18 protein-coding genes are annotated in these 22,184 nt (G+C 57.6%); 17 read left to right on the forward strand and 1 reads right to left on the reverse strand.

All coding sequences use genetic code 11. From position 1 onward, the window contains the following. Nucleotides 1-408: 408 nt before the first annotated feature. Complete coding sequence (locus K0A93_09610; protein ID MBW6512348.1) at nucleotides 409-1,317, forward strand: TRAP transporter TatT component family protein; 909 nt, start codon at nucleotides 409-411, stop codon at nucleotides 1,315-1,317. A gap of 15 nt (nucleotides 1,318-1,332) precedes the next feature. After that, nucleotides 1,333-2,094 (forward strand): alpha/beta hydrolase, encoded by a 762-nt coding sequence (locus K0A93_09615; GenBank protein MBW6512349.1) that lies wholly within the window; start codon nucleotides 1,333-1,335, stop codon nucleotides 2,092-2,094. A 181-nt stretch (nucleotides 2,095-2,275) separates the two neighbouring features. On the opposite strand, the gene K0A93_09620 is transcribed toward K0A93_09615, so the two are convergent. Then, nucleotides 2,276-2,704, reverse strand: coding sequence for a PAS domain S-box protein (locus K0A93_09620; GenBank protein ID MBW6512350.1), 429 nt, complete (start codon nucleotides 2,702-2,704; stop codon nucleotides 2,276-2,278). A 223-nt stretch (nucleotides 2,705-2,927) separates the two neighbouring features. On the opposite strand from K0A93_09620, the gene rpoH reads away from it, so the two are divergent. From rpoH to K0A93_09695, 15 genes are all read left to right on the forward strand, one after another. Then, the gene (gene rpoH / locus K0A93_09625; GenBank protein ID MBW6512351.1) at nucleotides 2,928-3,770 is read left to right on the forward strand and encodes an RNA polymerase sigma factor RpoH; all 843 of its coding nucleotides are present in this window, start codon (nucleotides 2,928-2,930) and stop codon (nucleotides 3,768-3,770) included. A 65-nt stretch (nucleotides 3,771-3,835) separates the two neighbouring features. Beyond that, nucleotides 3,836-4,759 carry a MoxR family ATPase gene (locus K0A93_09630; GenBank protein ID MBW6512352.1) on the forward strand — a complete coding sequence of 308 codons (924 nt, stop codon included), beginning with the start codon at nucleotides 3,836-3,838 and terminating at the stop codon, nucleotides 4,757-4,759. A gap of 10 nt (nucleotides 4,760-4,769) precedes the next feature. Continuing rightward, nucleotides 4,770-5,618, forward strand: coding sequence for a DUF58 domain-containing protein (locus tag K0A93_09635; protein ID MBW6512353.1), 849 nt, complete (start codon nucleotides 4,770-4,772; stop codon nucleotides 5,616-5,618). Beyond that, a complete protein-coding gene (locus K0A93_09640) occupies nucleotides 5,615-6,307 on the forward strand; it encodes a hypothetical protein (GenBank protein ID MBW6512354.1) in 693 nt (230 codons plus the stop codon). The genes K0A93_09635 and K0A93_09640 overlap by 4 nt, the downstream gene beginning before the upstream one ends. Next, entirely contained in the window at nucleotides 6,298-7,248 is a 951-nt protein-coding gene (locus tag K0A93_09645; GenBank protein ID MBW6512355.1) for a VWA domain-containing protein, read from the forward strand. Before K0A93_09640 ends, K0A93_09645 begins: the two co-directional genes overlap by 10 nt. Further along, nucleotides 7,245-8,663 carry a VWA domain-containing protein gene (locus K0A93_09650; GenBank protein ID MBW6512356.1) on the forward strand — a complete coding sequence of 473 codons (1,419 nt, stop codon included), beginning with the start codon at nucleotides 7,245-7,247 and terminating at the stop codon, nucleotides 8,661-8,663. The genes K0A93_09645 and K0A93_09650 overlap by 4 nt, the downstream gene beginning before the upstream one ends. A 3-nt stretch (nucleotides 8,664-8,666) precedes the next feature. After that, nucleotides 8,667-9,728 carry a hypothetical protein gene (locus K0A93_09655; GenBank protein MBW6512357.1) on the forward strand — a complete coding sequence of 354 codons (1,062 nt, stop codon included), beginning with the start codon at nucleotides 8,667-8,669 and terminating at the stop codon, nucleotides 9,726-9,728. 37 nt (nucleotides 9,729-9,765) lie between these two features. After that, complete coding sequence (locus tag K0A93_09660) at nucleotides 9,766-10,503, forward strand: outer membrane protein assembly factor BamD (protein ID MBW6512358.1); 738 nt, start codon at nucleotides 9,766-9,768, stop codon at nucleotides 10,501-10,503. Nucleotides 10,504-10,737: 234 nt separating this feature from the next. Next, nucleotides 10,738-12,324, forward strand: a complete 1,587-nt coding sequence (locus K0A93_09665; protein MBW6512359.1) for an acetyl-CoA hydrolase — start codon at nucleotides 10,738-10,740, stop codon at nucleotides 12,322-12,324. A gap of 220 nt (nucleotides 12,325-12,544) precedes the next feature. Continuing rightward, on the forward strand, nucleotides 12,545-13,942 hold the full coding sequence (locus K0A93_09670) for a sigma-54 dependent transcriptional regulator (protein ID MBW6512360.1): 1,398 nt from the start codon (nucleotides 12,545-12,547) through the stop codon (nucleotides 13,940-13,942). A 208-nt stretch (nucleotides 13,943-14,150) separates the two neighbouring features. Then, the gene (locus tag K0A93_09675) at nucleotides 14,151-14,648 is read left to right on the forward strand and encodes a hypothetical protein (GenBank protein ID MBW6512361.1); all 498 of its coding nucleotides are present in this window, start codon (nucleotides 14,151-14,153) and stop codon (nucleotides 14,646-14,648) included. A gap of 99 nt (nucleotides 14,649-14,747) precedes the next feature. Beyond that, the gene (locus K0A93_09680; GenBank protein ID MBW6512362.1) at nucleotides 14,748-19,397 is read left to right on the forward strand and encodes a DUF11 domain-containing protein; all 4,650 of its coding nucleotides are present in this window, start codon (nucleotides 14,748-14,750) and stop codon (nucleotides 19,395-19,397) included. An 81-nt stretch (nucleotides 19,398-19,478) separates the two neighbouring features. After that, nucleotides 19,479-20,450: a DUF11 domain-containing protein gene (locus tag K0A93_09685; GenBank protein ID MBW6512363.1), complete on the forward strand. Its 972-nt coding sequence runs from the start codon at nucleotides 19,479-19,481 to the stop codon at nucleotides 20,448-20,450. Nucleotides 20,451-20,474: 24 nt separating this feature from the next. Further along, the gene (locus K0A93_09690) at nucleotides 20,475-20,966 is read left to right on the forward strand and encodes a hypothetical protein (protein ID MBW6512364.1); all 492 of its coding nucleotides are present in this window, start codon (nucleotides 20,475-20,477) and stop codon (nucleotides 20,964-20,966) included. Nucleotides 20,967-21,041: 75 nt separating this feature from the next. Next, complete coding sequence (locus tag K0A93_09695; GenBank protein ID MBW6512365.1) at nucleotides 21,042-22,181, forward strand: DUF11 domain-containing protein; 1,140 nt, start codon at nucleotides 21,042-21,044, stop codon at nucleotides 22,179-22,181. The last annotated feature ends 3 nt before the right edge of the window (nucleotides 22,182-22,184 follow it).

Here is a 22,184-nt window from a genome sequence, read left to right on the forward strand (position 1 = left end):
AATTTGTCCACGTTCACCCCAACGCAGCAAAACCCGCGTCCGAACACCGCCACGCGCACGAGCACCCGCCGGTTACGCCTGCCGTGCATGAGCATCAGCATCCGGGGCATGAGTTTGAGGAGCATGAGCATGAGCATGAGGAGTAACGTGGTGGCGGGACGAAACCCGCCGGTTACGCCTTGCGTGCATGAGCCTCGACATGGCCCTGAAAAGGATGTGATGAGTTAACACAATGGACAATATCCTCCAATGAAGTTCAGAACCGACAGATTCTTCTTGTCTAACCACGCCACCATACTATAATAATTCGTCTTTAACCGTGTCGGCATGGTGCAAAACTTTTCTGCCCATCCTCCACGACACATTGCCCTCCCTGATCCCTTTAAAATGCTCAGATCGGAGAAATTCATGAAAGCTAAAAACTTTGATCGATTCCAGAAAAAATCGTGGTGCAGGCAGCTGTTGTTGGCCGCTCTGCTGGCGGTCCTCGCCCTGGCCCTCTCGGGTTGTGCCATGCAGTGGACCGCGCAATGGCAAGATGCCGGTGTCAACACTCCAACAGCGCAATCCGCCATGCTCCTGAACCAGGCACAGGCGCTGTTTGAAACAGCCAACGACCGGGAGTCGCTGTTGAACTCCATCGCCGCATACGAAAAAGTCCTTGCTGCCAACCCGGGAGACACGACCGCGCTGACCATGCTCAGTACCCAGGAAATTCTCCTTGGGACGGCGTACACCCAAAGTTCACAGGAAAAATCTCTCCATTTCAGACGCGCCATGACCTACGCCGAGCGCGCCATGTACACCAACCCCTCGTTCAGGAAGCAGGTTGATAGTGGCACAGCACCCTGGGACGCGGCAGCCACCTTGGGCAAGGATGATGTTCAGGCGATGTTTTTCTGGGTGACAGCGTTGCAATATGAATTCAAGGAAGGAATGAACCTCGCGCAAAAGATTGCCAATATAAACTGGCTGCAAAAAGGTTTGATTTTTCTCGACCGCATTGAGCAGGTCGCCCCGGAGTTTGGCGGCGGCGCGGTCGCATTCGCCAAGGTAATCTGCTACTACGCCTTGCCGGCCAGCAAGGGAGGGTCGACAGTAAAAGGGGATAAATACATGGAGCTGGCAATCGAGCGGGGCGGCACAAGGCTGTTCACTCGCTGGGCGCGGGGCAAGTATTTCTATCCCATCAAGAATGAAAGCGAAAAAGCCCGTCAGGATCTGGAATGGGTTGCGGGCCAGAACTTGACTGAATTTGATGACCCCTATCCATGGAAAGTCTATTTTCTGGAGAATGCCCGCGAACTGCTCAACTAATCCGGAGACCACCTGATGAGATCCTCAAAACATTTCACCCGTGTCGCTTTATTGGTCGCGATGCTGATTCTGACCGCCTGCGTACCCAAAGCTACAATCCCGATACCGGCCAGGGAATATGGTCAAATCAACAGCTCGGGCAATCATCATCTGCTGATTATCCTGCGCGGCATCGGCGGGAGTATGGATGATTTTGAAAAACACGGTCTGATTGATGAGGTCCGCGCCCGCAAACTCCCGTTTGATGTGATCATTCCAGACGCTCACTTCGGCTACTACAAGAGTGAAACCCTTGAAGAACGCCTGAAAAGAGACATCATCGACCCGGCCAAAGCCCGTGGCTACCGGCAGGTCTGGTTAACCGGTTTTTCCATGGGTGGGATGGGCAGCCTTTTCTATCTGCGCAAGTATGCCGAAGATATCGATGGCGTCCTGTTGGTCAGCCCCTTCATGGGCTGGGGATCAATCCACAAGGAAATCCAGAAGGCGGGTGGTATCGGTGGGTGGGTTCCGGAGCAGAGCAAGCTGGATGACTGGCAACGGACGATCTGGAGCTGGGTGCATGATTACACACGCCATGCTGCAGAATATCCGCCAATCTATCTCGGCTTTGGCGACAATGACTCCCTGACCGGAAAGGGGCCGCAACTGCTCAGTGAAGCCTTTGCACCGAGTCACGTCTTCACCCTGCCCGGTGATCATGACTACCCGACTTTTAAAGCGATCTGGACAGAGCACCTCAACCGGCTCGAAGAGCAGCTGCGAGCACTTCCTTAAAACACCACCAATATGCTGTCCTCCGTTATTTGGTAGTTCATTGCGTCATGCCTAATCGACAATGATGCGACGGGGGCGGGCTGCCAAGATGGCAACCCGGGACTATCTTGACAACGCAGGAGCCTGATCCCACCGTTGCCCTGTATTTCCCCGAGAAATCTCAAGCAATATGCGCCACCTCCTACGGCGTGAGCGCGGCAATCTTTTGCACCAGCTGTTTTTCCCGTTCAAACGTCGCGGTCACATCGCGCATCACCGATGCAACGCCAAGGGGTTTTCCGTCGTCATCCTTGAGCATGACGATGGAAAAGGCGCAGGAGAGTTGATGACCATCCTTGTGCCGTGCCGGGACCGAAAGCAGCTCGCTCCCGTAGCGGGTCTCTCCGGTGGCCATAACCTTGTGATACCCTTCCCAGTGCCGTCCTCGAAGTTTTTCCGGAATAATAATATCCAGCGACTGGCCGAGTGCTTCGGCGGCACTGTAACCGAAAACCAGTTCGCAGCCTCGGTTCCACAAGCGGATAGTCCCTTCCCGGTCAGAAAAAAGGAGCGCATCCGGGGCCTGGTCGATGATCTGGCGATAGAATTCAAGCGGAAATTTTTCAGTCACGATTTTCTCCTTTGCACACAAGAAGTTCTGTACACGCTCATCCTACACCATCTGACACAGCAGTAACTTGATCTACAGCAATTTCGAGGCGTCACAATAAGTCCGCCCGGCGTGAAAAATTGTCGCCCCGCCTCTTGCAATTATTCATGCATTTTGTTATATATCTTCTAGCACTCTCGCACCGAGAGTGCCAAATGCCAAAATAATGGGGGAACCAACCATAATGAGTACGCTCAGTCTTCCGATTACCACCGATTCATTTGATCATTACATGACCCAGGTCAACAGTTTTGCCCTGCTCGATCGTGACGAAGAACACGCCCTGGCAATCCGCTATCGCGACACCGGCGACATCGAAAGTGCCCATCGGCTGATTACGGCGAATCTGCGTTTTGTTGTTAAAGTTGCCCTTGAATACCGCAATTACGGGGTCAAACTTCTCGACCTGATTCAGGAAGGGAATATCGGCCTGATGATGGCGGTGCGCAAATTTGACCCGGATCGCGGCCTGCGCCTGATCACCTACGCGGTCTGGTGGATTCGCGCCTACATTCAGAATTATATCCTGCGCAGCTGGTCGCTGGTCAAGATCGGCACCACCCAGGCGCAAAAAAAACTTTTCTTCAAACTCAGCCAGACGCGTAACGCCTTGCGCAACCTGACCGGCGATGCCGACGCCGCCGAGATTGCTCGCCAGCTTGATGTGCGTGATAGCGATGTCGAAGAAATGACCATGCGCATGGGAGGGCGTGACCAGTCTATTGATCTTGAACTGGTCGAAGGCGAAGGGTATACTCTCAGCGATTCGCTCGCTGACACCCGCGCCAGTCAGGAAGAACTGGTGGCGGAGCAACAGGAACAGTCGCTGTTGAATGAGCAGGTTCAGCGCGCCATGAAACGCCTCAACGAACGCGAACGCCACATCGTTGAGCAACGGATTCTCGCTGACGAACCGCAGACGCTGCAAGAACTGGCCGACCACTACAGCATCAGCCGTGAGCGCGTGCGGCAACTTGAAAAGAACGCACTGCAAAAACTCAAGGGGGTCTTTTGCCCGACAACCTGACCGTATTGACGCCATCAGCGGCGGACGAGAAGATCGTCCGCCTGAGTGCGTTTGTCGCACCGCTGATGGACGAACTCGGCAAGGTTATAATCGGCCAGCGCGCACTCCTCGAAGGGCTGCTGATCGGCCTGCTCAGTCAGGGACATGTGCTGATCGAGGGCGTTCCCGGGCTGGCCAAAACGCTCACCGTCAACCGTCTGGCCAACGCTCTCGACCTCACTTTTCAGCGCATCCAGTTCACCCCCGACCTGCTCCCCGCCGACCTCCTCGGCACCCTGGTCTTTCATCCCGGCAGCGCCACTTTCGCCATCAAAAAAGGTCCGATCTTCGCCAATCTGGTGCTCGCCGACGAAATCAACCGGGCTCCGGCCAAAGTCCAGTCGGCACTGCTGGAGGCGATGGAGGAACAGCAGGTGACGCTCGGCGACACCACCTATCCGTTACCCGCACCCTTCTTCGTCCTTGCCACCCAAAATCCGCTTGATCACGAAGGCACTTACCCGCTCCCCGAAGCGCAAACCGACCGTTTTCTGCTCAAGCTCCTGGTCGATTACCCCTCACGGGCAGATGAAGAGCGGATTGTTGACACTTACAGCGGCGCACCCCCGACGCACATCACCCCCCAGCTCGATCCGGCCACGCTGGCAGCGGCGACCGAAGCCGTAAAATCCATCTATCTCGATCCGCTGGTGCGTGATTACCTGCTCGATCTGGTGGCGGCTACGCGCCATCCTGAACACTTTGGTCTGGCCGCACTCGCGCCATTGATCGAGCACGGGGTCTCGCCGCGCGGGAGTATTTTCCTTGCTCGCGCCGCCCGCGCCCAGGCCTTTTTGCGCGGTCGTTCCTACGTCGTCCCTGACGACATCCGCAGTGTCGCTCCGGCGGTGCTGCGCCACCGCATTCTGCTCTCCTATGAGGCCGAAGCCGAAGCGGTATCGATTGCCGCCATTCTGCAACAGATCTTTGCTGCCGTCCCCCAACCCTGAGCACACCACCATGATCCCCCGTTCGGAAATCCGCCCGCTGCTGCGTCGTCTGGAAATCGATTCCCGACGTCTGCTGGCCGGACTGGCCGGGGGCGACTACCGTTCGCTGCTTTGCGGGCAAGGGCTCGAATTTGCTGACCTGCGCCTCTACCAGCCGGGGGACGACATTCGTGCCATCGACTGGAACGCCACCGCCCGCAGCGGCGTCCCGCACAGCAAACAGTTCAGTGAAGAACGCAATCGCACAATGACCTTGGTGGCCGACATCTCCCGTTCAATGACTCCGGCCAAACGACGGCTGCTCCTCGAAACCGCCGCACTACTGGCTTTCGCAGCGGTCGCCCATCGCGACCGGCTGGGGTTGATCACCTTCAGTGACCGGATCGAAACGCTGGTGAGGCCCATGACTGGCCGCAGCCATGCCCTGCGTATTCTCGATGCAATACTCACCGGTGCGCCGAGCGGACGCGGCACAGATCTGCATCCGCCCCTCGAAACCGCTTTGGCGGTTGGCAAACGCCCCGGCCTGCTGATCCTCCTCACTGACGGTCACGGCTCCTTGCCGCAACACCTGCTCAACAAAGTCACTGCCCGCCACGAGCTGTTGCTGCTGCCGCTGCGCGACAGTCGCGAACAACACCTGCCCGCCGCCGGGCTGACCCGCTTCGAGGATGCGGAAAGTGGTCGCCAACGGCTGGTCGATCTGAGCACTGCCGCCCTTGCCAGCGGCTGGCAGCGACTTGACCGCCAGCTTGTCATGCAGCTGCGCCGTCACCGGATCGACCATACCTTCCTGCGCAGCGACCAGCCGATATTCCCCACCCTGGCCGCATTTTTCCGCCGCCGGAGACGCCGATGAAGCGCTGGATCGTCAGCGTGATCATGCTCTGCCATGCGCCCCTGTTGCTCGGCGCGGCACCGTTGGCGATGACCGTGGAACCAGCTACGCCGACCTTCGGCAAAACTGTTACGGTGCATGTCACCCTGCCGGACGACGTGGTTCCCGGCGGGCTTCCCGCCCTCTCGCCGTTCATCGCCCTGGCGGCACCCCGTGTCGAAGACAATCATTATCGACTCCTCCTGCTGCCGCTGGGCAGCGGCAGCGTCACGCTCCCGTCATTATCGTTTGTGCGCGGGGTCAGCGAGCATTTTCAGACCGCGCCGCTGACGCTCGAAATCCGCGATGACATCCCTCCCGATGCCATGCTTATTCCGCCACCGCCGCCACCGCGCAACACTTTGCCGCTGGGCAAAGTGGCGGCTCTGTTGCTTGCTGGCAGTGCGCTACTCTGGGCCTTGCGTGCTCCATCCCGGCGTCCTCTACCGCCGCAAAGGGCACCGTCCCTCGCCGATTTCAGCGGTGCAGAACTGCTTGCTGAACTTGACCGCCGGATCAGCTCCGACAGAGAACTGCCCGCAGCGGAGCAGCACCTGTGGCGCAAACGACTCGACGCCGCACGTTTTTCCGCGCCCCTGACACGAACCGCGACCGCCCGCCAGTTGCTCACCGAATATCTCCGCCACAGTGGCGAAAAGCGATGCAGCTGACTCTCTCGCACCCCGGACTGTTGCTGCTTTTGCCCCTGTTGATCGTGCCCTTTTTGCCACGTCGCTCAGCAGCGCTCCATTTTTCAACGCTCGAACCGTTGGCCCAACGGCCCACCTGGCGCCTGCGTCTTGAACGCGGGCGTCCGTTGCTGGCCGCCACAATCATCCTGCTGTTGATCGGCGCATTGGTCGACCCGGCGCGCGAAGAACATTTTCAGGAAACCCTTCGTCGCGGTCGCAATCTGATGCTGGTTCTCGATATCTCGACCAGCATGGCCGCCACCGACCTGGCGCCGAATCGCCTGGCAGTGGCCCGTCGCGAAGCAACCCGCTTCGTTGCCGGGCGCCCCGACGACCGTATCGGCGTGGTGCTCTTTTCCGGGATTCCCTACCTGCTGACCCCCCCCACCCTGAGCCGCGGCGTAATCCTCGACCGGCTGCACCAGGTCCGTGCCGATCAGCGCGGCAGCGGCACCGCCATCGGCGATGCTCTCGGCGTGGCGCTGGCGCGACTGACCGACGCTCCCCCCGACAGCGCGGCGATTATCCTCCTGACCGACGGTATTTCGAATCGCGGTCGCCTCGCGCCAACCGCCGCGGCACGGGCCGCGGCGGCGCTTGGCATCCGGATCTACACCATCGGGTTCGGTACCGATTTCGGCGGCGACGTTACCCTCAGCGGTCAGCAGCTGCACGTCGGGCTGGCCACCCAGGAACTGCTGGAGATTGCCCGGCTCAGCGATGGCCGCTACTTTCGGGCGCTCAGTGGCGATGAACTGGAAACGGTCTACCAGCAGATCGATGCGCTCGAAAAAACGTCGCTGATAACCACTGAAAAGATTGCACGCACGTCACTGCGACCGTTCATCCTTACTCTTCTGAGCATCGCGCTGTTGGTTGAGGTGATCCTTTATCGCAGCTGGTTGCGGAGGATGCCATGAATCTGCCGTGGTTCCTCGTGCCGGGATTACTCGTGCCGGGCGCCGTGTTGATCGTCGCCGCCGAGCTGCACGGGCGACGACGGTTGCATCACTGGCACCCCTTGCCAGGGGGGAAGGAGCGCCTGCGCGACGATCTGTCGTCGCTGCTGACCGCCGCCCTGATCTGCGCCGCGCTGTTGCTCCCCGCCCCCGAAAGCGCCCGCCGGTCGCTTGCCGGCGCGGCGGCCCCGACCGTGGTGCTGGCGGTCGATGTCTCGACCAGCATGAGCGCCGCCGATGTCACCCCGACCCGCCTCGATCGCGTCAAAGCCGAAATCCGCCAGTTGGTCGCCGCCCTCCCCGGCACCACCTTTGCCCTCCTCCCGTTCGCCGGTGAAGCGGTCGAACAACTGCCGCTCACCACCGATCAGCAGGCACTGCTCTTCTTTGTTGACCGCCTCTCCCCCGGCATGATTGCCGCGCCCGGCTCCGCCCCCGCTGCCGCCGCGCTCCACGCGCAACAGTTACTCAGCGCCGCGCCCGGCCCGCCCGCCACCGCACGTGTGATCCTCTTCAGCGACGGCGAACGCACCCTCCCCGGCCCGCCCCCGGAGGTGCTGACGACGATCCCGATTTACTGCGTACCACTCGGTTCAACGGCTGGGGCACCATTTCTTGACCACGAAGGGAAAACCCGCCGCGCTGCTGACCAACGACCGCAACTCAGTCGGGCACACCCCGATTTTCTGGAGCAACTGGCCAGCCGGAGCGGCGGCAAGCTCTTCCCGCTCACCCCGGATTCCTTTGCACTCGCCGCACTGGCCCGCAGTTGGCACTCATCAATCGCCGGGCGCCCGGCAAATCCGGAGTTTTTTCTCTGGCTGGCACTGGGGTGCTGGCTGTTGCGCTATCTACCGCTGCGCGGGCAACGGCGGGGCATGCGCTCGACCGTCGCTGCCGCAGTGTTGATCATGCTGGTTGCCGCCTGCCGCCTTAATGACCCTTGCAGCGCATTGCTTGCCTCCGCCTATGACGCCTACCAGACTGGCGAGTTGACCGCAGCGGCGCGCCATTACGGCGCCGCCGCGCAGCACCTTGACGGTGCTGAACGCGCCGCGGCACTCCGTGATCAAGGCACCGTTCTGCTCCTGAACAACGCCGGTCAACCGGCGGTGGACATCTTGACCGCAGCGTTGCTCGAAAATCCCGAGGACGAAGCAACCCGCGTCAACCTGGCACTGGCACTGCGCCAGAGCAAGGCGGACGCAGCGGGGGCGACCGGCAGCGGCACCAGCGAACCGACCGAGCAAAACGGTGCGCGCATGTCACGTCAACAGGCGTTGAAGTTGCTCGAAAACGTCACCCCGCACACCCTCCCGAACGCGCCCTTGCGCAACACAACCGTGCGCGAAGTTCCGGTGGAAAGGGACTGGTAGGCGATGCGTAGTGGCCTGTTGATGATTATTTTCTGGATCGTAACAAGCACTGTTGCGCTGGGCGCACCGTCAAACCTGACGTTGCGGCTGCTGGTCGACAACCCGCGTCCCTATGTCGGTCAGGCATTTATCCTGAGCCTTGAATTCAGCTACGAACAGCTGCCGACAACTGCGGTTACCCCCGTCTGGGGCGGCCTCGACAACGTGATCCTGACCGATCTCCCCCCCCTGTTACCACGCCGCGAAGAGCATCATGGTCACCACCGCATCGTCGAAACCACGCGCAAACTGGCGTACCCGCTGACCTCTGAAAAAATTATTGTCACGCTCACCGCGCCCGGCGGCGGTGACCTCCCCCCCCCGGCACCGCTCATCATCCATCCCCGGCCACTCCCGCAACGGGGACGTCCCGCCAACTTTTCCGGAGCCGTCGTCAGCGGGGTGCGACTCAAGGTCAACAGCGCGGGGAGTGGCGCCCGTGAAGTTGTTGTCACCCTTGGCGGTCGCGGCAATCTGTCCGCCGTTGAACTGATCGCACCGCTGCATTACGGTGACCGGCTCACCCTGCTCAGCGATGAACTTCTCGGCCGCGCAAAAGATAAGCAAACGCGGCGCCAGCGCTATCTTTATCAACCCTGGCTCGCCTCCCGTCAGCCGCAATTTCTGGTTAGCGTCTTTGACCCGGTCACGGCCAGTTATCAGCTGCTGCGCACGACGCAGCGATCTTCCCGCTGGCCGACAGTGGGCATGACGGTCGCTTTGCTGCTCGTTGCGGGGGCGCTCGGAATCGTTATCCGTCGCCGACCCCGGCGCGATCTCAATCAACAGCTGACGCGACTGCTCGGCGCCCCCCCGCACAGTTTGACCGATGCGCAATTTGACGCCGCGCTGGAGCGCCACAAGCTCTCTTCGGAGATGATCAGGGCACTGCAACAGGAACGGCGCGCGTCCGAGGAGCGTTTTGCTCGCGGCGCCGTGCGACAACGGCCACCCTCGCCACTGGCCACGACTGAACTGGCCCGCAAACTGGCGATGGAGATTGACAAACGATCACGCTTGCCGTAAGGTCAGCAGGGAATTTTACCCAGGAGTCAACGACCAAATGCGCCTATTCATTATCCCCCTCTGCTGTTTTTTCCTTGCGGCCTGCATGGCAACAGAAGTCCCCGAAAGAAAGAGCGCCGAGCACTACTTTAAACAGGGCGAAGAGTTTCTGGAGAACAATCAATATGAAGATGCCATTGCCTCCTGGGAGAAGGTTCGCGACAGTTATCAATCGCCGGAACTGGTCACTATCGCTGAACTTAAAATCGCCGAAACACATTTTCTGGCCGAACAGTACCCCGAAGCGGTCGCCGCCTGGGAAGCTTTTCTCAAACAACACCCCAACTATCCGCAGGCCGCAGAGGTGATCTTTCAACTCGGCAAAGCCTACTCTATTCAGATGCTCTCTGCCGATCGTGACCAGACCGCCACGCACAATGCCGTCGCCACTTTTGAAACACTGTTACGCCAATATCCGCAATCGTCTCATAGTGACGAGGCCAGGCAGTTAAATGAACGGTGCCACAACCGGCTGGCGGAACATGAACTTTATGTGGGGGAAGTTTATCTACGCCTCAAACAGTATCCTGCCGCCATCAGAAGGCTGTCCGGGCTGCTGGAAAGCTATCCAAATTACTCGGAGAATCCTGACAAAGCCCTTTTTCTCCTTGCTAAAGCTTACCTGCTCAATGAGCAACGCGCGGAGGCAACCGATTACTTCAATCTCCTTTATCGCAACTTTCCCGACAGCCCCTATGTTCTCAAGGGACGAAAGCTGGTCGAGAAACATTATTGAGTAGCCCTGTTCGCTCCCGTTGGGAGGGGTGCAACAACGCAGAAGCCAGTATGTTTTCGCTTGACTTGCACCAATCGTCACGCTATAAAAGTTTGGCCTTTATAACCTGATTTTAGAATCAACATGACAACGAGGGAGCTTCTTCCTCGTTGTTTTATCCCCTGTAAAACCCTTTAATCCCGGTTCGAAACGCACTGAGACGTTTCGGCAAATTTAAGAGGAGGAGAGAGAAATATGTCTGAATACGGTACATTGCAAGATCGCGTTCGCTGTAAGTCTTTGCTCAACAAGGTCATGGAGCCGGCGCAAACCGTTCAGTTTTTTAAGGACGGAATGAACCTCGGCTGGTCGGGATTTACTCCGGCAGGCTACCCGAAGGTAGTGCCGATCGCCCTCGCGGATCATGTTGAAAAGAACAATCTGCAAGGCAAGATGAAATTCAGCCTCTTCATCGGCGCGTCCGTCGGGGCGGAAACTGAGGATCGCTGGGCAACCCTCGACATGATCGACCGCCGCTGGCCCTACCAGACCGGCAAAAACATCGCCAAAGGGATCAACGAAGGGCGCATCCGCATGGGTGACAAGCACCTCTCGCTCTTTGCGCAGGATCTTGGCTACGGCTTCTACACCGCCAATGGCCGGATCGATATCGCGATCATCGAAGTCTCGGCGATCACCGAAGATGGCGGGCTGGTTCCGACCTCATCGTGTGGCGTTATCCCCGAACTGCTGCAGGTCGCCGACAAGATCATTCTTGAGGTCAACACCGGACAGCCCTCTTTTGAAGGGATGCACGACCTGCTGACCTGCTATAACCCGCCGAAGCGTCAAATCCTCGGCATCACCCACGCCGCTGAGCGGATCGGCAAAACCTCGATCCCCTGCGATCTGAGCAAAGTCGTCGCGGTGTGTGAATCAAAGTTGCGTGACAAGGGGCGTGCCTTCACCGACATGGACGCCACCTCTGAAGCCATCGCCAGCCACATCATGGACTTCTTCTCCAATGAAGTGAAGCAAGGGCGCTTGCCGGAAAACCTGCTGCCTTTGCAGTCGGGCGTCGGTTCGATCGCCAATGCCGTCGTCGGCGGTCTGGCCAAAGGGCCGTTCAAGAACCTCACCGTCTACACCGAGGTTCTGCAGGACACCATGCTCGACCTGTTCGACTCCGGCAAACTGGACGCCGCGTCATCCTGTTCGCTGTCACTGTCCGAAACCCCCGGTTTCCCGCGTTTCTTCGACAACTGGGACAAATACGCTGACAAGATCACCCTGCGTCCGCTGGCCATCTCCAATGCCCCGGAGCCGATCCGTCGTCTCGGCTGTATCGCCATGAACACCCCGGTTGAATTTGACTTCTATGCCCACGCCAACTCGACGCTGGTCGGCGGCACCCGGATGATCAATGGCCTCGGCGGTTCCGGCGACTACCTGCGCAACGGCTTCCTGAAAATCATGCACTCCCCGTCCTCGCGTCCGTCCAAGACCGATCCGAACGGCATCACCTGCGTGGTACCGAAGGCTCCGCATATCGACCATACCGAGCACGATCTTGACGTTGTGGTCACCGAGCAGGGTCTGGCCGACTTGCGCGGTCTGGCACCGAAAGATCGTGCCCAGCTCATCATCGACAAGTGTGCTCATCCGGAGTACAAACCGATCCTGCAAGAGTACTTCGATATGGCCAAAACCGAGTGCCTGGCTAAAGGGATCGGTCATGAGCCGCAACTCTTTGACCGCTGTTTCAAGATGCAGCAGAACCTCGCTGTCAACGGCACCATGAAGGTTAAAAACTGGGACATCAAAGTCGATCTCTGCGAATAGTTTTCGGCTTTACCCGGCACCACATAAAAGCCCCGTCGAGTTTTCGGCGGGGCTTTTTATATGCACTGATAGCGTCTTTGTCCAGAGTGATTCAATAAATTGACTTTTACTTTCAAAACTGCATAAATGTGTCATAATATCGTCACTAATTTTTTATCATTTCGCGGGGTTTTGCCTTCATATCACCACCCATGCTCAACCCACACCCCGAAAGGTGAAAATGAACGCATTTAAACATCTGACCCTGCTTTTTGTTGAAGATCAGAATCTGTTACGTCAAAGCGTAGGAGATCTGCTCACCCCCCTTTGTAAAAAACTGCTCTTTGCGGTCAACGGTCGCGAAGCCCTGGATATTTTTTTGCTGGAAAAACCCGATCTGGTGCTGACCGACATCATCATGCCGGAAATGGATGGTATCACCCTGACCGAACACCTGAGCAGGCTTAGCCCACAGACCCCGGTGATCATCTTCAGCGCTTTCTCTGACACCCCCAACCTGCTTCGCGCGATCGAACTGGGGGTCGCAGGCTTTGTGCCGAAACCCTGCGACGATGACAAGCTGATTGCCACCCTTGAAAAAGCGGCCACGCCGGTAGTGCAACGACATCAATTATCCGGACTCAGAAATGAGCTGTTGCAATCGGTCGAACAGATGCTTGGCCGTGGGCCACAGTTGCGGGCCATCGCCGCTCAGGTTGTCCGCATCGCCCGCAGCAACTACGCGGTACTGATTCAGGGAGAAACCGGTGCCGGAAAATCGCGGCTGGCCTCGATCATTCACGGTCTCAGCCCGCGTGCCAACCAGCCTTTTGTGTCCGTTCAGCTGGGCGCAATGCCCGAATCACTGGTCGCCGCCGAGCTCTTTGGACACGAGAAAGGTGCCTTTACCGGCGCGGAACGCAAGCGCGAAGGGTTTGTCGGTGCCGCGCAAGGGGGGACCCTTTTTCTTGACGACATCGATGCGGCCGCCCCTGCCATACAAGCACTATTGCTGCAATTAGTGGATGAAAAAAGCTATCACCCCCTCGGCAGCAATCGCATCGCACACGCCGATATTCGCATCATTGCCGCCAGCAACAAAGACCTCGCGGCAGAGGCCGCAGCGGGGAACTTCCGTCAGGATCTCTATTACCGACTCGCCACGTTCATGATCGAGATGCCTCCGTTGCGCACCCTTCCCGAGGACATACCGCTGCTGGCGGAAAAGTTTTTGCGGGATGCCTGTCATGAAATCGGTCGGGCACCGCTGGAAATTTCCGCCGCCGCAATCGCCCTGTTAAGGACCCATCCCTGGCCCGGAAATATCCGCGAACTGCATAACATCATCAAATACGCCGCAGTCATGACAGACGACCTGATTACCCCAAAGATTCTCCACACTGCCATCAGCAGAACCGACCCCACCGCCAAAGGGTTGAGCACCGGCAATACAGCGGCGGAAACACCCCCCGTTGACCTGCCCTTCACCATGGCCGAGGTCGAAAAATGGGCACTGAAGCGTGCGCTGGCCGCCGCCGATGGCAAAAAAATGGTCGCCGCGCGACTCCTTGACATGAACTACTACACCTTCAAACGACACCTGGAACGCCACGGTATCGACGACGATTCCACCGACTGATCTGTTTTAGCTATCTATAATAGATACCCAAGACATGACCTGCAATCTTCCCTTTATCCAATCAGCCCCTTTTCCTCGAATAATTGATACGGTATGAATTTTGCATTAAATACATTACATTAATTTCTTTATTGGAGGGAAAATCCTGAGACCGAACAGTCGGGTTTTTTCATCATCCCGGCATTACCGAAACGAGTGGATCAATATCATGAAAACCAAAAACCCTCCTTGCTCCCTGCAGACCGCAGACTTCTCGCAGGAAATAAATTTTTCCGCCAAACAGTTGCTGGCTTTTAAACAATTGCGCTCGCGCGCTGAAGATCTGTCCCTGGCACTGGCGGTGCGACTGCGGGTGATGGCAAAAAGTTTGGCGGCAGCCTGCCGGAACAACCAGCGGGAGGGTGATAACGCGCTCATGGAGCATGCCCTCACCTACACCCTTCTGCGGCATCAGCTGAACGTTTTTCTCGTCACCCACAGCAACGGTGAGTTCAACGCGTTTAAACCGGTTGCCACCGTCCGGCGTCACCTGCTGACCACCTTGCCACGAAATCTGGAAATTTGCGCTGCTGCCAAGTCGTGCCGCGTTAAAACCATTGAAGAGATGGTCGCTCTGTTGACGGAAACACACCGCGAATCAGGCGATTTTCCTTTCACGCGGAAACCGCTGTTTTCAGCGCCGGGGCAGAAGACAAATGCGGCATAGGTATTCACACCAGAGTATGAGGGGCAATGAAAGTGCCTACTTGCGAACCACGAGTTTGCGCATTCAGGCGGAACACGCACTAAACAGATGACACAAAACATGACTTCATTTGGGCATGACAAACAACACGGCATAAAGAAAATTGCGGCGCGATGCAGCCAGCGGCTCTTTACGCTGCTCCTTTTTTCAGCCGCATTGCTGCTGATTGCGGCGACGCATGTGCATGCCTGGCCAGCGGACAGCGACTGGATTCCGATCTATCGCGGAACCGAGATGCTCAGCGACGACAATGATGCCAATCCGAGCAGCCTCGACATCGTCGGCGATGCGACCAATTCTGCCGCGTATCTCTTCAACGATGGCAATTATATGCACTTCCGTATTCGTCTCGACGCCGATCCCATGGCAAATGCCACATCACTAAAGCAGTTCGGTTGGGGTTTTCTGCTCGATTTGAACCAGAACTTCGACGATTACGAATTCATGATCATGCTCGACGGCATATCTGACACCATGTACCTGGCCCAAAACACCGTACAGGGAACACTCGGAGACCCCTCGGACCGCCCCGAAATCATCCGCTGGCAGGAGACCCTCACCTACGGCAACAACTTCCGGGTAGAGGTCGCGACCACGACATTCGGTAACAACGCGGATTATTTTCTCGATTACGCCATTCCTTTTAGCGTCTTTAAAAGCAGCATGGGCCTCACGGACTCGTCGATTATCAGCTACTTTGTCGGCGGTTCCACTTCTGCTCAAACCCTTGCCACTGATTTGGCTGCCGGGTCGGATCTTTACGACAGTGGATCCAATTTTGTGCTGCCCAGTGGCACGCAACCCACCACCGGCAGTGTTCATTTTGTCACCGACAGCAGCGGCACAACAGACCTGACCGAGTTTTATGCCGGCGCCACCGTTTATCTTCAAGTGATTGACGCCGACCTCAACTCTGCGGTCACTTCAATCCAGACGGTCACCGTGTCGGTCACAGCACCGAGTGGTGATTCTCAATCAGTGACACTGACTGAAACCGGCCTCGATACGGGGATCTTCACCGGACCGTTGACAACATCGGACGGCTCACCGACAGCGGATGACGGAATATTGCAAACAACTCCGATTGAAATCGTTACCGTCACCTACATCGATGGGGCCGACGCGACCACCCCTGTCCCGTTGCAAAACCAGCCACGTACCGACACCGCCCAGGTCTTGCCAGCGGCGGACATTGCCGTGACAAAAAGTGTCGATCATGAGACGCCCAACGAGGGGGAAACGATCACCTATACCATCCGCGCCACCAATAACGGTCCAAGCAATGCCAGTGGCATCCAAATCAGCGATCTGCTGCCGAGCGGCGTCACCTACGTCTCCCACAGCGCCCCGACGGGTACCAGTTATAACTTCGACACCGGCCTGTGGTCCGCCGGGAGTCTGACCAAGGACGCTTTTAAAGAGTTGACCATTACCGCCACCGTCAACAGCGGCACCGCGCAGACCACCATCCGCAATATCGCTACGCGCTCGGCCGCATCTCAGCCAGATCCCAACAATGCCAACGATTCTGATTTCGCCGACATTTCGGTCACCGGCGCCGACCTGAGCATTACCAAGACAGTCGACAATATCACCCCGGCGGTTGGCAGCACGGTCCATTTCGTTATCACCGTCACCAACAACGGCACCTATCCGGCCACCAACGTGGTAGTCACCGATATTCTGCCCACCGCCACCTGGGCTTCATTGAGCAATATCAGTGTCACCCAGGGCACAACCAGCTACGGCGATGGCACCTTTGTCTGGAACGTCGGCACCGTCGCCTATCCCGGTCCCGGCAATGTTGCCACACTGGAATTTGACGCAAAGCTGGCCGCAGCGAGCAGCGGCACCACCGTAACCAACACGGCTGCGATAACGGCGGTCGATCAAAAAGATCCGCATCCTGGCGATGACGTTGCCAGTGTTACGCTGGTGGTCGGCGGCATCGATCTGTCAGTAACCAAGGTCGTGACTTCACCCAGCCCGGCGACCCCGAATGTCGGCGACAGCGTCGTTTTTACCATTACCGTCAGCAACAATTTAACGTCATCTACCGAGGCCACCGGGGTCGAGGTCAGCGATCTTCTCTCCACCGGTTTAACCTATGTGTCAGCCACGCCCAGTGAAGGGACCTACAACAGCGGTATATGGAGCGGGCTTAGCCTCGCACCCGGTGAAAGCCAGACCCTTGATTTAACCGCCACAGTCGACAGCGGCACCGCCGGACTTACCCTGACCAATACGGCAACCATCAGCGCCTACAACGAAGTTGACATCAACACCGGAAACCACAGTGCCGCTGCCGCCGTCGCGGTTAAAGCCGCTGATTTGAGCATTGTCAAAACAGTTGACAACCCCACCCCCAGTGATAACACAAATGTCACTTTTACCATCATCGTCACCAACGTCGGCACCACCGCAGCATCTGACATCAGCATTTACGATTTATTGCCCGGTCAGGTTACTTTTGTTTCGTCCAGTGCAGATCAGGGGAGCTACGATGATCAAGTAACCCATCTGTGGAGTGGCATTTCCCTGCCCGTCGCAGGCACCGCCACACTGACCATTACCGCCAAGGTCAATCTCTCTCAACAGGATCCCAAAACTTTCTTTAACACCGCCGCGCTCAATGCCAGCACCCCCGAAGATAGCAACGCTACCAACGACGTTTCTTCTACGGTGGTCAGCGTCAGTGGCACGGATCTGGGCATCACCAAGACGATGAACACCGGCTACACCAACTATCCGGCGAGTCCTTCGACCACCCAGTTCCTGCTCACCCTGACCAATTACGGGCCAAACCCTGCGACCAACATTAAAGTTAAAGACACCGTTCCGGACGGCTTCTCCTGCGCCTCAGGAACACCGTCAGTCGGAACCTTTGTCACCAACAAATGTGAATGGACGGTTTCCGCGCTCGCTGTCGATGCCGTTGCCACGTTGGTACTGACTTCAGCCATAACTGCTCCCGTCGGTTCTACCCGGACCAACCAGGCGACGATCACGGTCGCTGACCAGGCCGACCCCAACGGTGGCAACAATAGTGCCACCCAGCTTCTTTATGTCGGCGCGTCCGACATTTCCGTGGCTAAAAATGTCGACAACCCCACCCCCAATGTCGGCGACAGTGTCACCTTTACTGTCACCCTCACTAACAACGGCAGCAACAATGTCACCGGCCTCTCCCTGACCGACCTGCTGCCGACCGGCCTGAGCTACAGCAGCCATAGCGTCAGTGCAGGGCAGTACAACGCAGTCACCGGCCTCTGGGACGGCATCGATCTGACCTACAGTGTCGGCCCGCCGGAGGTGAAGGAGACCGCGACCCTGACCCTGACCGCCACCGTCGACAGCGGCACGGCCGGAACCGTCATCACCAATGAAGCGGTGTTTTCACCGGTGGGATTCCTTGATCCGAACACCGCCAATGACCGCGCATCGGCCAGCATTGCGGTACAACAAGCCGATATTTATATCGACAAAATTGCCGACACCCTGACTCCCTATAGTGGAGAAACAGTAACCTTTACCATCACCGCCGGCAACTACGGCCCCGATACCGCCACCAACCTGATCGTGCGTGATCTTCTGCCGACACAGCCCGACAGTTCGGCGACCCCTTCCCCGGTTTTTTCCGGCGTGGTGAGCACTCCGAGCCAGGGTACTTACAACAGCACCACCGGCGACTGGGTCATCGGTACCCTGGCAAAAAATGCCACCGCAACCCTGACCCTGACCGCCACCGTCGTCCCCGGCAGCGAAGGGATGAATATCACCAACACTGCCAGCAAGGTCAGCGCCGACCAGACCGATGTCAACACGACCAACGACAGCAAAACGGTTGCGATCAGTCCGCGTCTGTTAACCATCGATCTGCGCCTGACCAAAAGTGTCAATAACGCCACTCCCGATGAAGGGGCCAACGTCAACTTCACCCTGACCCTTTACAATCTGCACGCCTCGGTAACCGCCACCGGCATCGAGGTCAGCGACCTGCTCAACCCCCTGGTTGCAGGAAACAATGGTTTCAGCTTTATCTCTGCCACTCCGGCGGCAAACTACAACACCACCACCGGCATCTGGTCGATTCCATCACTTGGGCCGATGAGCAACACATCACTGGTGCTGACCGCAGCGACACTGAACGGCACTGGTGGCACCACCATCACCAACCTGGCGAGTATCACCGCTCATGACCAGAATGACAACGACACGACCAACAACACCGCCAGTGTCGATGTCGCTCCAGTGCATGTACCCAAGCCGAGTTTGACGGTTCTCAAGGCAGTATATGCGGAATCAGACCCCGTCAACGGTACAACCAATCCGTTTTCTATCCCTGGGGCAATCATGCGTTACGAAATTCAGATCTTCAATTCCGGTAACGGCTCCCCCGACGCGGCCAGTCTGATCATCAACGATCCGATTCCGGCAAACACCGCACTGGTGGTCACCGACCCGCCTGTCACTTTTGTTGATGGCACACCGACCAGCAACCTGACCGTGACCTATAACAGCCTGGGTGATGCGACCGACCATATCGATTTTTGTAATGGGACCGACTGCACCTATACGCCAACGGTCGATGCCAGCGGAACCGACCCGGCGGTCAAAAGCATCCGCATTACCCCCGCCGGGACGATGAATGCCGACAGCGGCAGCGGTTCACCAAACTTTAAAGTTATGTTCAAAGTTCTTATTCAGTAACGGTTATTGATCGAACATATAAGCAGCCAAAAGGAAAAAACCATGGGCAATAAACGACTAAGAAGATCAGGCCCACTCATCTTGGGCACTCTTGTTCTGGCGTTACTCCTGTGCCCGTCCATCAGTTTGGCCCTTGGCACGGTGGCCGGCACAGAGATCAAAAGCAAGGCGACAGTCAGTTATCAGCTCGGTGCATCAACGCTCACCAGGGAAAGTAACGAGGTGACGGTGACGGTTGCCGAACTGATCGACCTCACCGTTGTGTCACAAGATGGTGGCAGCCTTTCCGTATCACCGGGCGCCACGGATCGGTATCTGACCTTTTTACTGACCAACACCGGTAATGGTACAGAAACCTTTAACCTCAGCGTGAACAACGCCCTCGCCACCGAACAGTTTGACCCGACCCTGGTCAATATTTATCAGGATGGCAACGGCAACGGCAGCTACGACGATGCCGTAACGGATCCCGTGGTTGATGCGCTCACGTTGGCCCCCGATGCCACAGCGACGCTCTTTATCGTCAACAATATTCCGACCCTGCGCAGCGATGGCACCACCTTGCTGGTGGACGGTGATATCGGCACGACAACTCTTGCCGTTGCCAGTGCCACCGGCAGCGGTGCGGCGGGGACGGTCATTGTCGATGGTGGTGACGGTGGCGCCATCGATGCGATCCTCGGCAACGCCTTTCCGGTCATCATATCGGTCGACTACGTTGTCAGTGCGGTCAGCGTTGCAATCGACAAAACTTTGGTGGTGGCCGACCCCTTCGGCGGAACCGTCCCGATGCCCGGCGCAACGGTCACCTATTCACTGGTCGTCACCGCGACCGGCACCGGAACAGCCACCGGCCTGACCATCACCGATCCGATTCCGGACAACACCACCTACCAACCCGGCACGTTGACCCTTGAGGGGACAGCGCTGTCGGATAGCGCCGCGGATGACGCGGGTGAAGCCACCGGCACGCCGGTGAATCTGCTCACCGTGCGTCTGGGCGACATGCCCGCCGGAACCAAAACGATTACCTTTGCCGTCACGATTAACTAATCAGCAGGACAGAAAGGAAACGCTATGTTGATCGCCAGAATGGTTCAAACCCTCACCCTCTGTTTCATCTTGCTCAGCCCGGTCTTGCTGTGGGCGGCAGATTCTATCGAGCTGCTCTCGCGGGTCGAAAAGGTGGTGGTCACCACCAACGAAAAGGGCGAAACGGTCGCCGTGATCGAACCCGCCGCCAAGGTCGTGCCGGGCGAATCGGTGGTGTACACCAACACCTATCGCAACGTCGGCGCAGCGCCGGCGGACGATATCGTCATCAACAACCCGATCCCCGAGCACACCAGCTACATCGGTGACAGTGCTTTCGGCGACGGAACAGACATCCTTTTTTCGGCGGATGGCGGCAACACCTTCGCCCCCGACGGAGAAGTAACCATAAAGGACGAGGACGGCAAAGACCGCCCGGCCCGCCTCGAAGAATACACCCACATTCGGTGGATCGTTAAAAACGGACTCAAACCCGGTGCGTCAGGAGAAGTCGGCTTCTGGGCGCGCCTCCAGTAATCAGAAAAGGAAACAGAATCTATGTTAACGAACAGACGAGAACATCATTCTCACTCACAAGCAAGGAGAAGCATCATGAAAAAAATGTTTATCTATCTCACATTAGCAGTGATCGGACTGCTCTTTGTGACCGGTTCGGCCCTGGCGGCCGGAACCGCTGCGGGAACCACCGTCAGTAACCAGGCAACACTGGATTACAAGGTCGGCGGGGTCGATCAGCCCCAGGCCTCCTCCGTAGAATACATCGGAGGGGTTGCAACCGGTGATGCTGCCACCCTCTTTACGGTGGACCGCAAGGTTGACCTGACGGTTTCAACCGTCGGACCGGCAGTGACCATCACCCCCGGAGGGACCGCAGCCGCGACCTTCACCATCACCAATACCGGCAACGACACGCAGGATATCGACCTGACCCTCATCGACCTGGATGGTGTCCCCAATCCATTTGGCGGTTTGCTGTCAGACACTATCGATGCAGCCACCATCAGCTTTTATCTTGAAACAGCGAATGTGGGATTCAATTCAGGAGATGACACGCAGGTTACCCACCTGAATGCCGTCGCCCCGGATACACCACAGACGGTTTACATGGTCATTACCGTAGCAAACACTGTCGTCCAGAACGATCTCGCGGTTTATGCTTTGCGTGCAACCGCTCGCTTAAACAACGGTGCAGACACTCTGGGTGACGCATTGACCAACGACGCAAACGGCAACACCATTGATGGCGCCGCAGAGACCGTCTTCGTCGATGGTGATGGCAGCGATGACACGGGCGGTGCCGGAGTGCCGGATGCCCAGCACAGTGTCCGTACCGCTTTTGTCGTCAGCACGGCGAGCCTCACTGTCTCCAAATCCGTTGCAGTGTTCGATACCGGCAACTTATTACCTTCCGACACTTATGCCATCCCGGGTGCGGTCATGACTTATACCGTCAATATCGCCAACTCCGGGACAGAGACGGCAACCGGCATAGTCCTTGTCGATCAGATCCCCTCTGGCACCAGCTTCTACGTCAGTTCTGGGCCCACAGGCGGCACAGTTTACGCCTACAGTAATCAGACGCCCTTCAATCCATCTGCACCAACCTGGACTGAGACCCCTGGCGCCGACGCCAATGGAGTTGACACGGATGTCACCGCGATCAAGATCACTGTCGCTGACATTGCCGGGGGTGCCAACGCAAGCGTCACCTTCAAGGTAAAAATTCCTTGATCT

Source organism: Desulfuromonadaceae bacterium (assembly GCA_019429445.1).
Lineage (GTDB): Bacteria > Desulfobacterota > Desulfuromonadia > Desulfuromonadales > JAHYIW01 > JAHYIW01.

Bases quoted from the DNA above. Each gene is read 5' to 3' on its own strand.
- K0A93_09670 (MBW6512360.1), top strand. From the start codon at position 12,545: ATGAACGCATTTAAACATCTGACCCTGCTTTTTGTTGAAGATCAGAAT.
- K0A93_09690 (MBW6512364.1), top strand. From the start codon at position 20,475: ATGTTGATCGCCAGAATGGTTCAAACCCTCACCCTCTGTTTCATCTTG.
- K0A93_09645 (MBW6512355.1), top strand. From the start codon at position 6,298: ATGCAGCTGACTCTCTCGCACCCCGGACTGTTGCTGCTTTTGCCCCTG.
- K0A93_09610 (MBW6512348.1), top strand. From the start codon at position 409: ATGAAAGCTAAAAACTTTGATCGATTCCAGAAAAAATCGTGGTGCAGG.
- K0A93_09615 (MBW6512349.1), top strand. From the start codon at position 1,333: ATGAGATCCTCAAAACATTTCACCCGTGTCGCTTTATTGGTCGCGATG.
- K0A93_09630 (MBW6512352.1), top strand. From the start codon at position 3,836: ATGGACGAACTCGGCAAGGTTATAATCGGCCAGCGCGCACTCCTCGAA.
- K0A93_09695 (MBW6512365.1), top strand. From the start codon at position 21,042: ATGAAAAAAATGTTTATCTATCTCACATTAGCAGTGATCGGACTGCTC.
- K0A93_09665 (MBW6512359.1), top strand. From the start codon at position 10,738: ATGTCTGAATACGGTACATTGCAAGATCGCGTTCGCTGTAAGTCTTTG.
- K0A93_09640 (MBW6512354.1), top strand. From the start codon at position 5,615: ATGAAGCGCTGGATCGTCAGCGTGATCATGCTCTGCCATGCGCCCCTG.
- K0A93_09655 (MBW6512357.1), top strand. From the start codon at position 8,667: ATGCGTAGTGGCCTGTTGATGATTATTTTCTGGATCGTAACAAGCACT.
- K0A93_09675 (MBW6512361.1), top strand. From the start codon at position 14,151: ATGAAAACCAAAAACCCTCCTTGCTCCCTGCAGACCGCAGACTTCTCG.
- K0A93_09635 (MBW6512353.1), top strand. From the start codon at position 4,770: ATGATCCCCCGTTCGGAAATCCGCCCGCTGCTGCGTCGTCTGGAAATC.
- rpoH (MBW6512351.1), top strand. From the start codon at position 2,928: ATGAGTACGCTCAGTCTTCCGATTACCACCGATTCATTTGATCATTAC.
- K0A93_09660 (MBW6512358.1), top strand. From the start codon at position 9,766: ATGCGCCTATTCATTATCCCCCTCTGCTGTTTTTTCCTTGCGGCCTGC.
- K0A93_09680 (MBW6512362.1), top strand. From the start codon at position 14,748: ATGACTTCATTTGGGCATGACAAACAACACGGCATAAAGAAAATTGCG.
- K0A93_09650 (MBW6512356.1), top strand. From the start codon at position 7,245: ATGAATCTGCCGTGGTTCCTCGTGCCGGGATTACTCGTGCCGGGCGCC.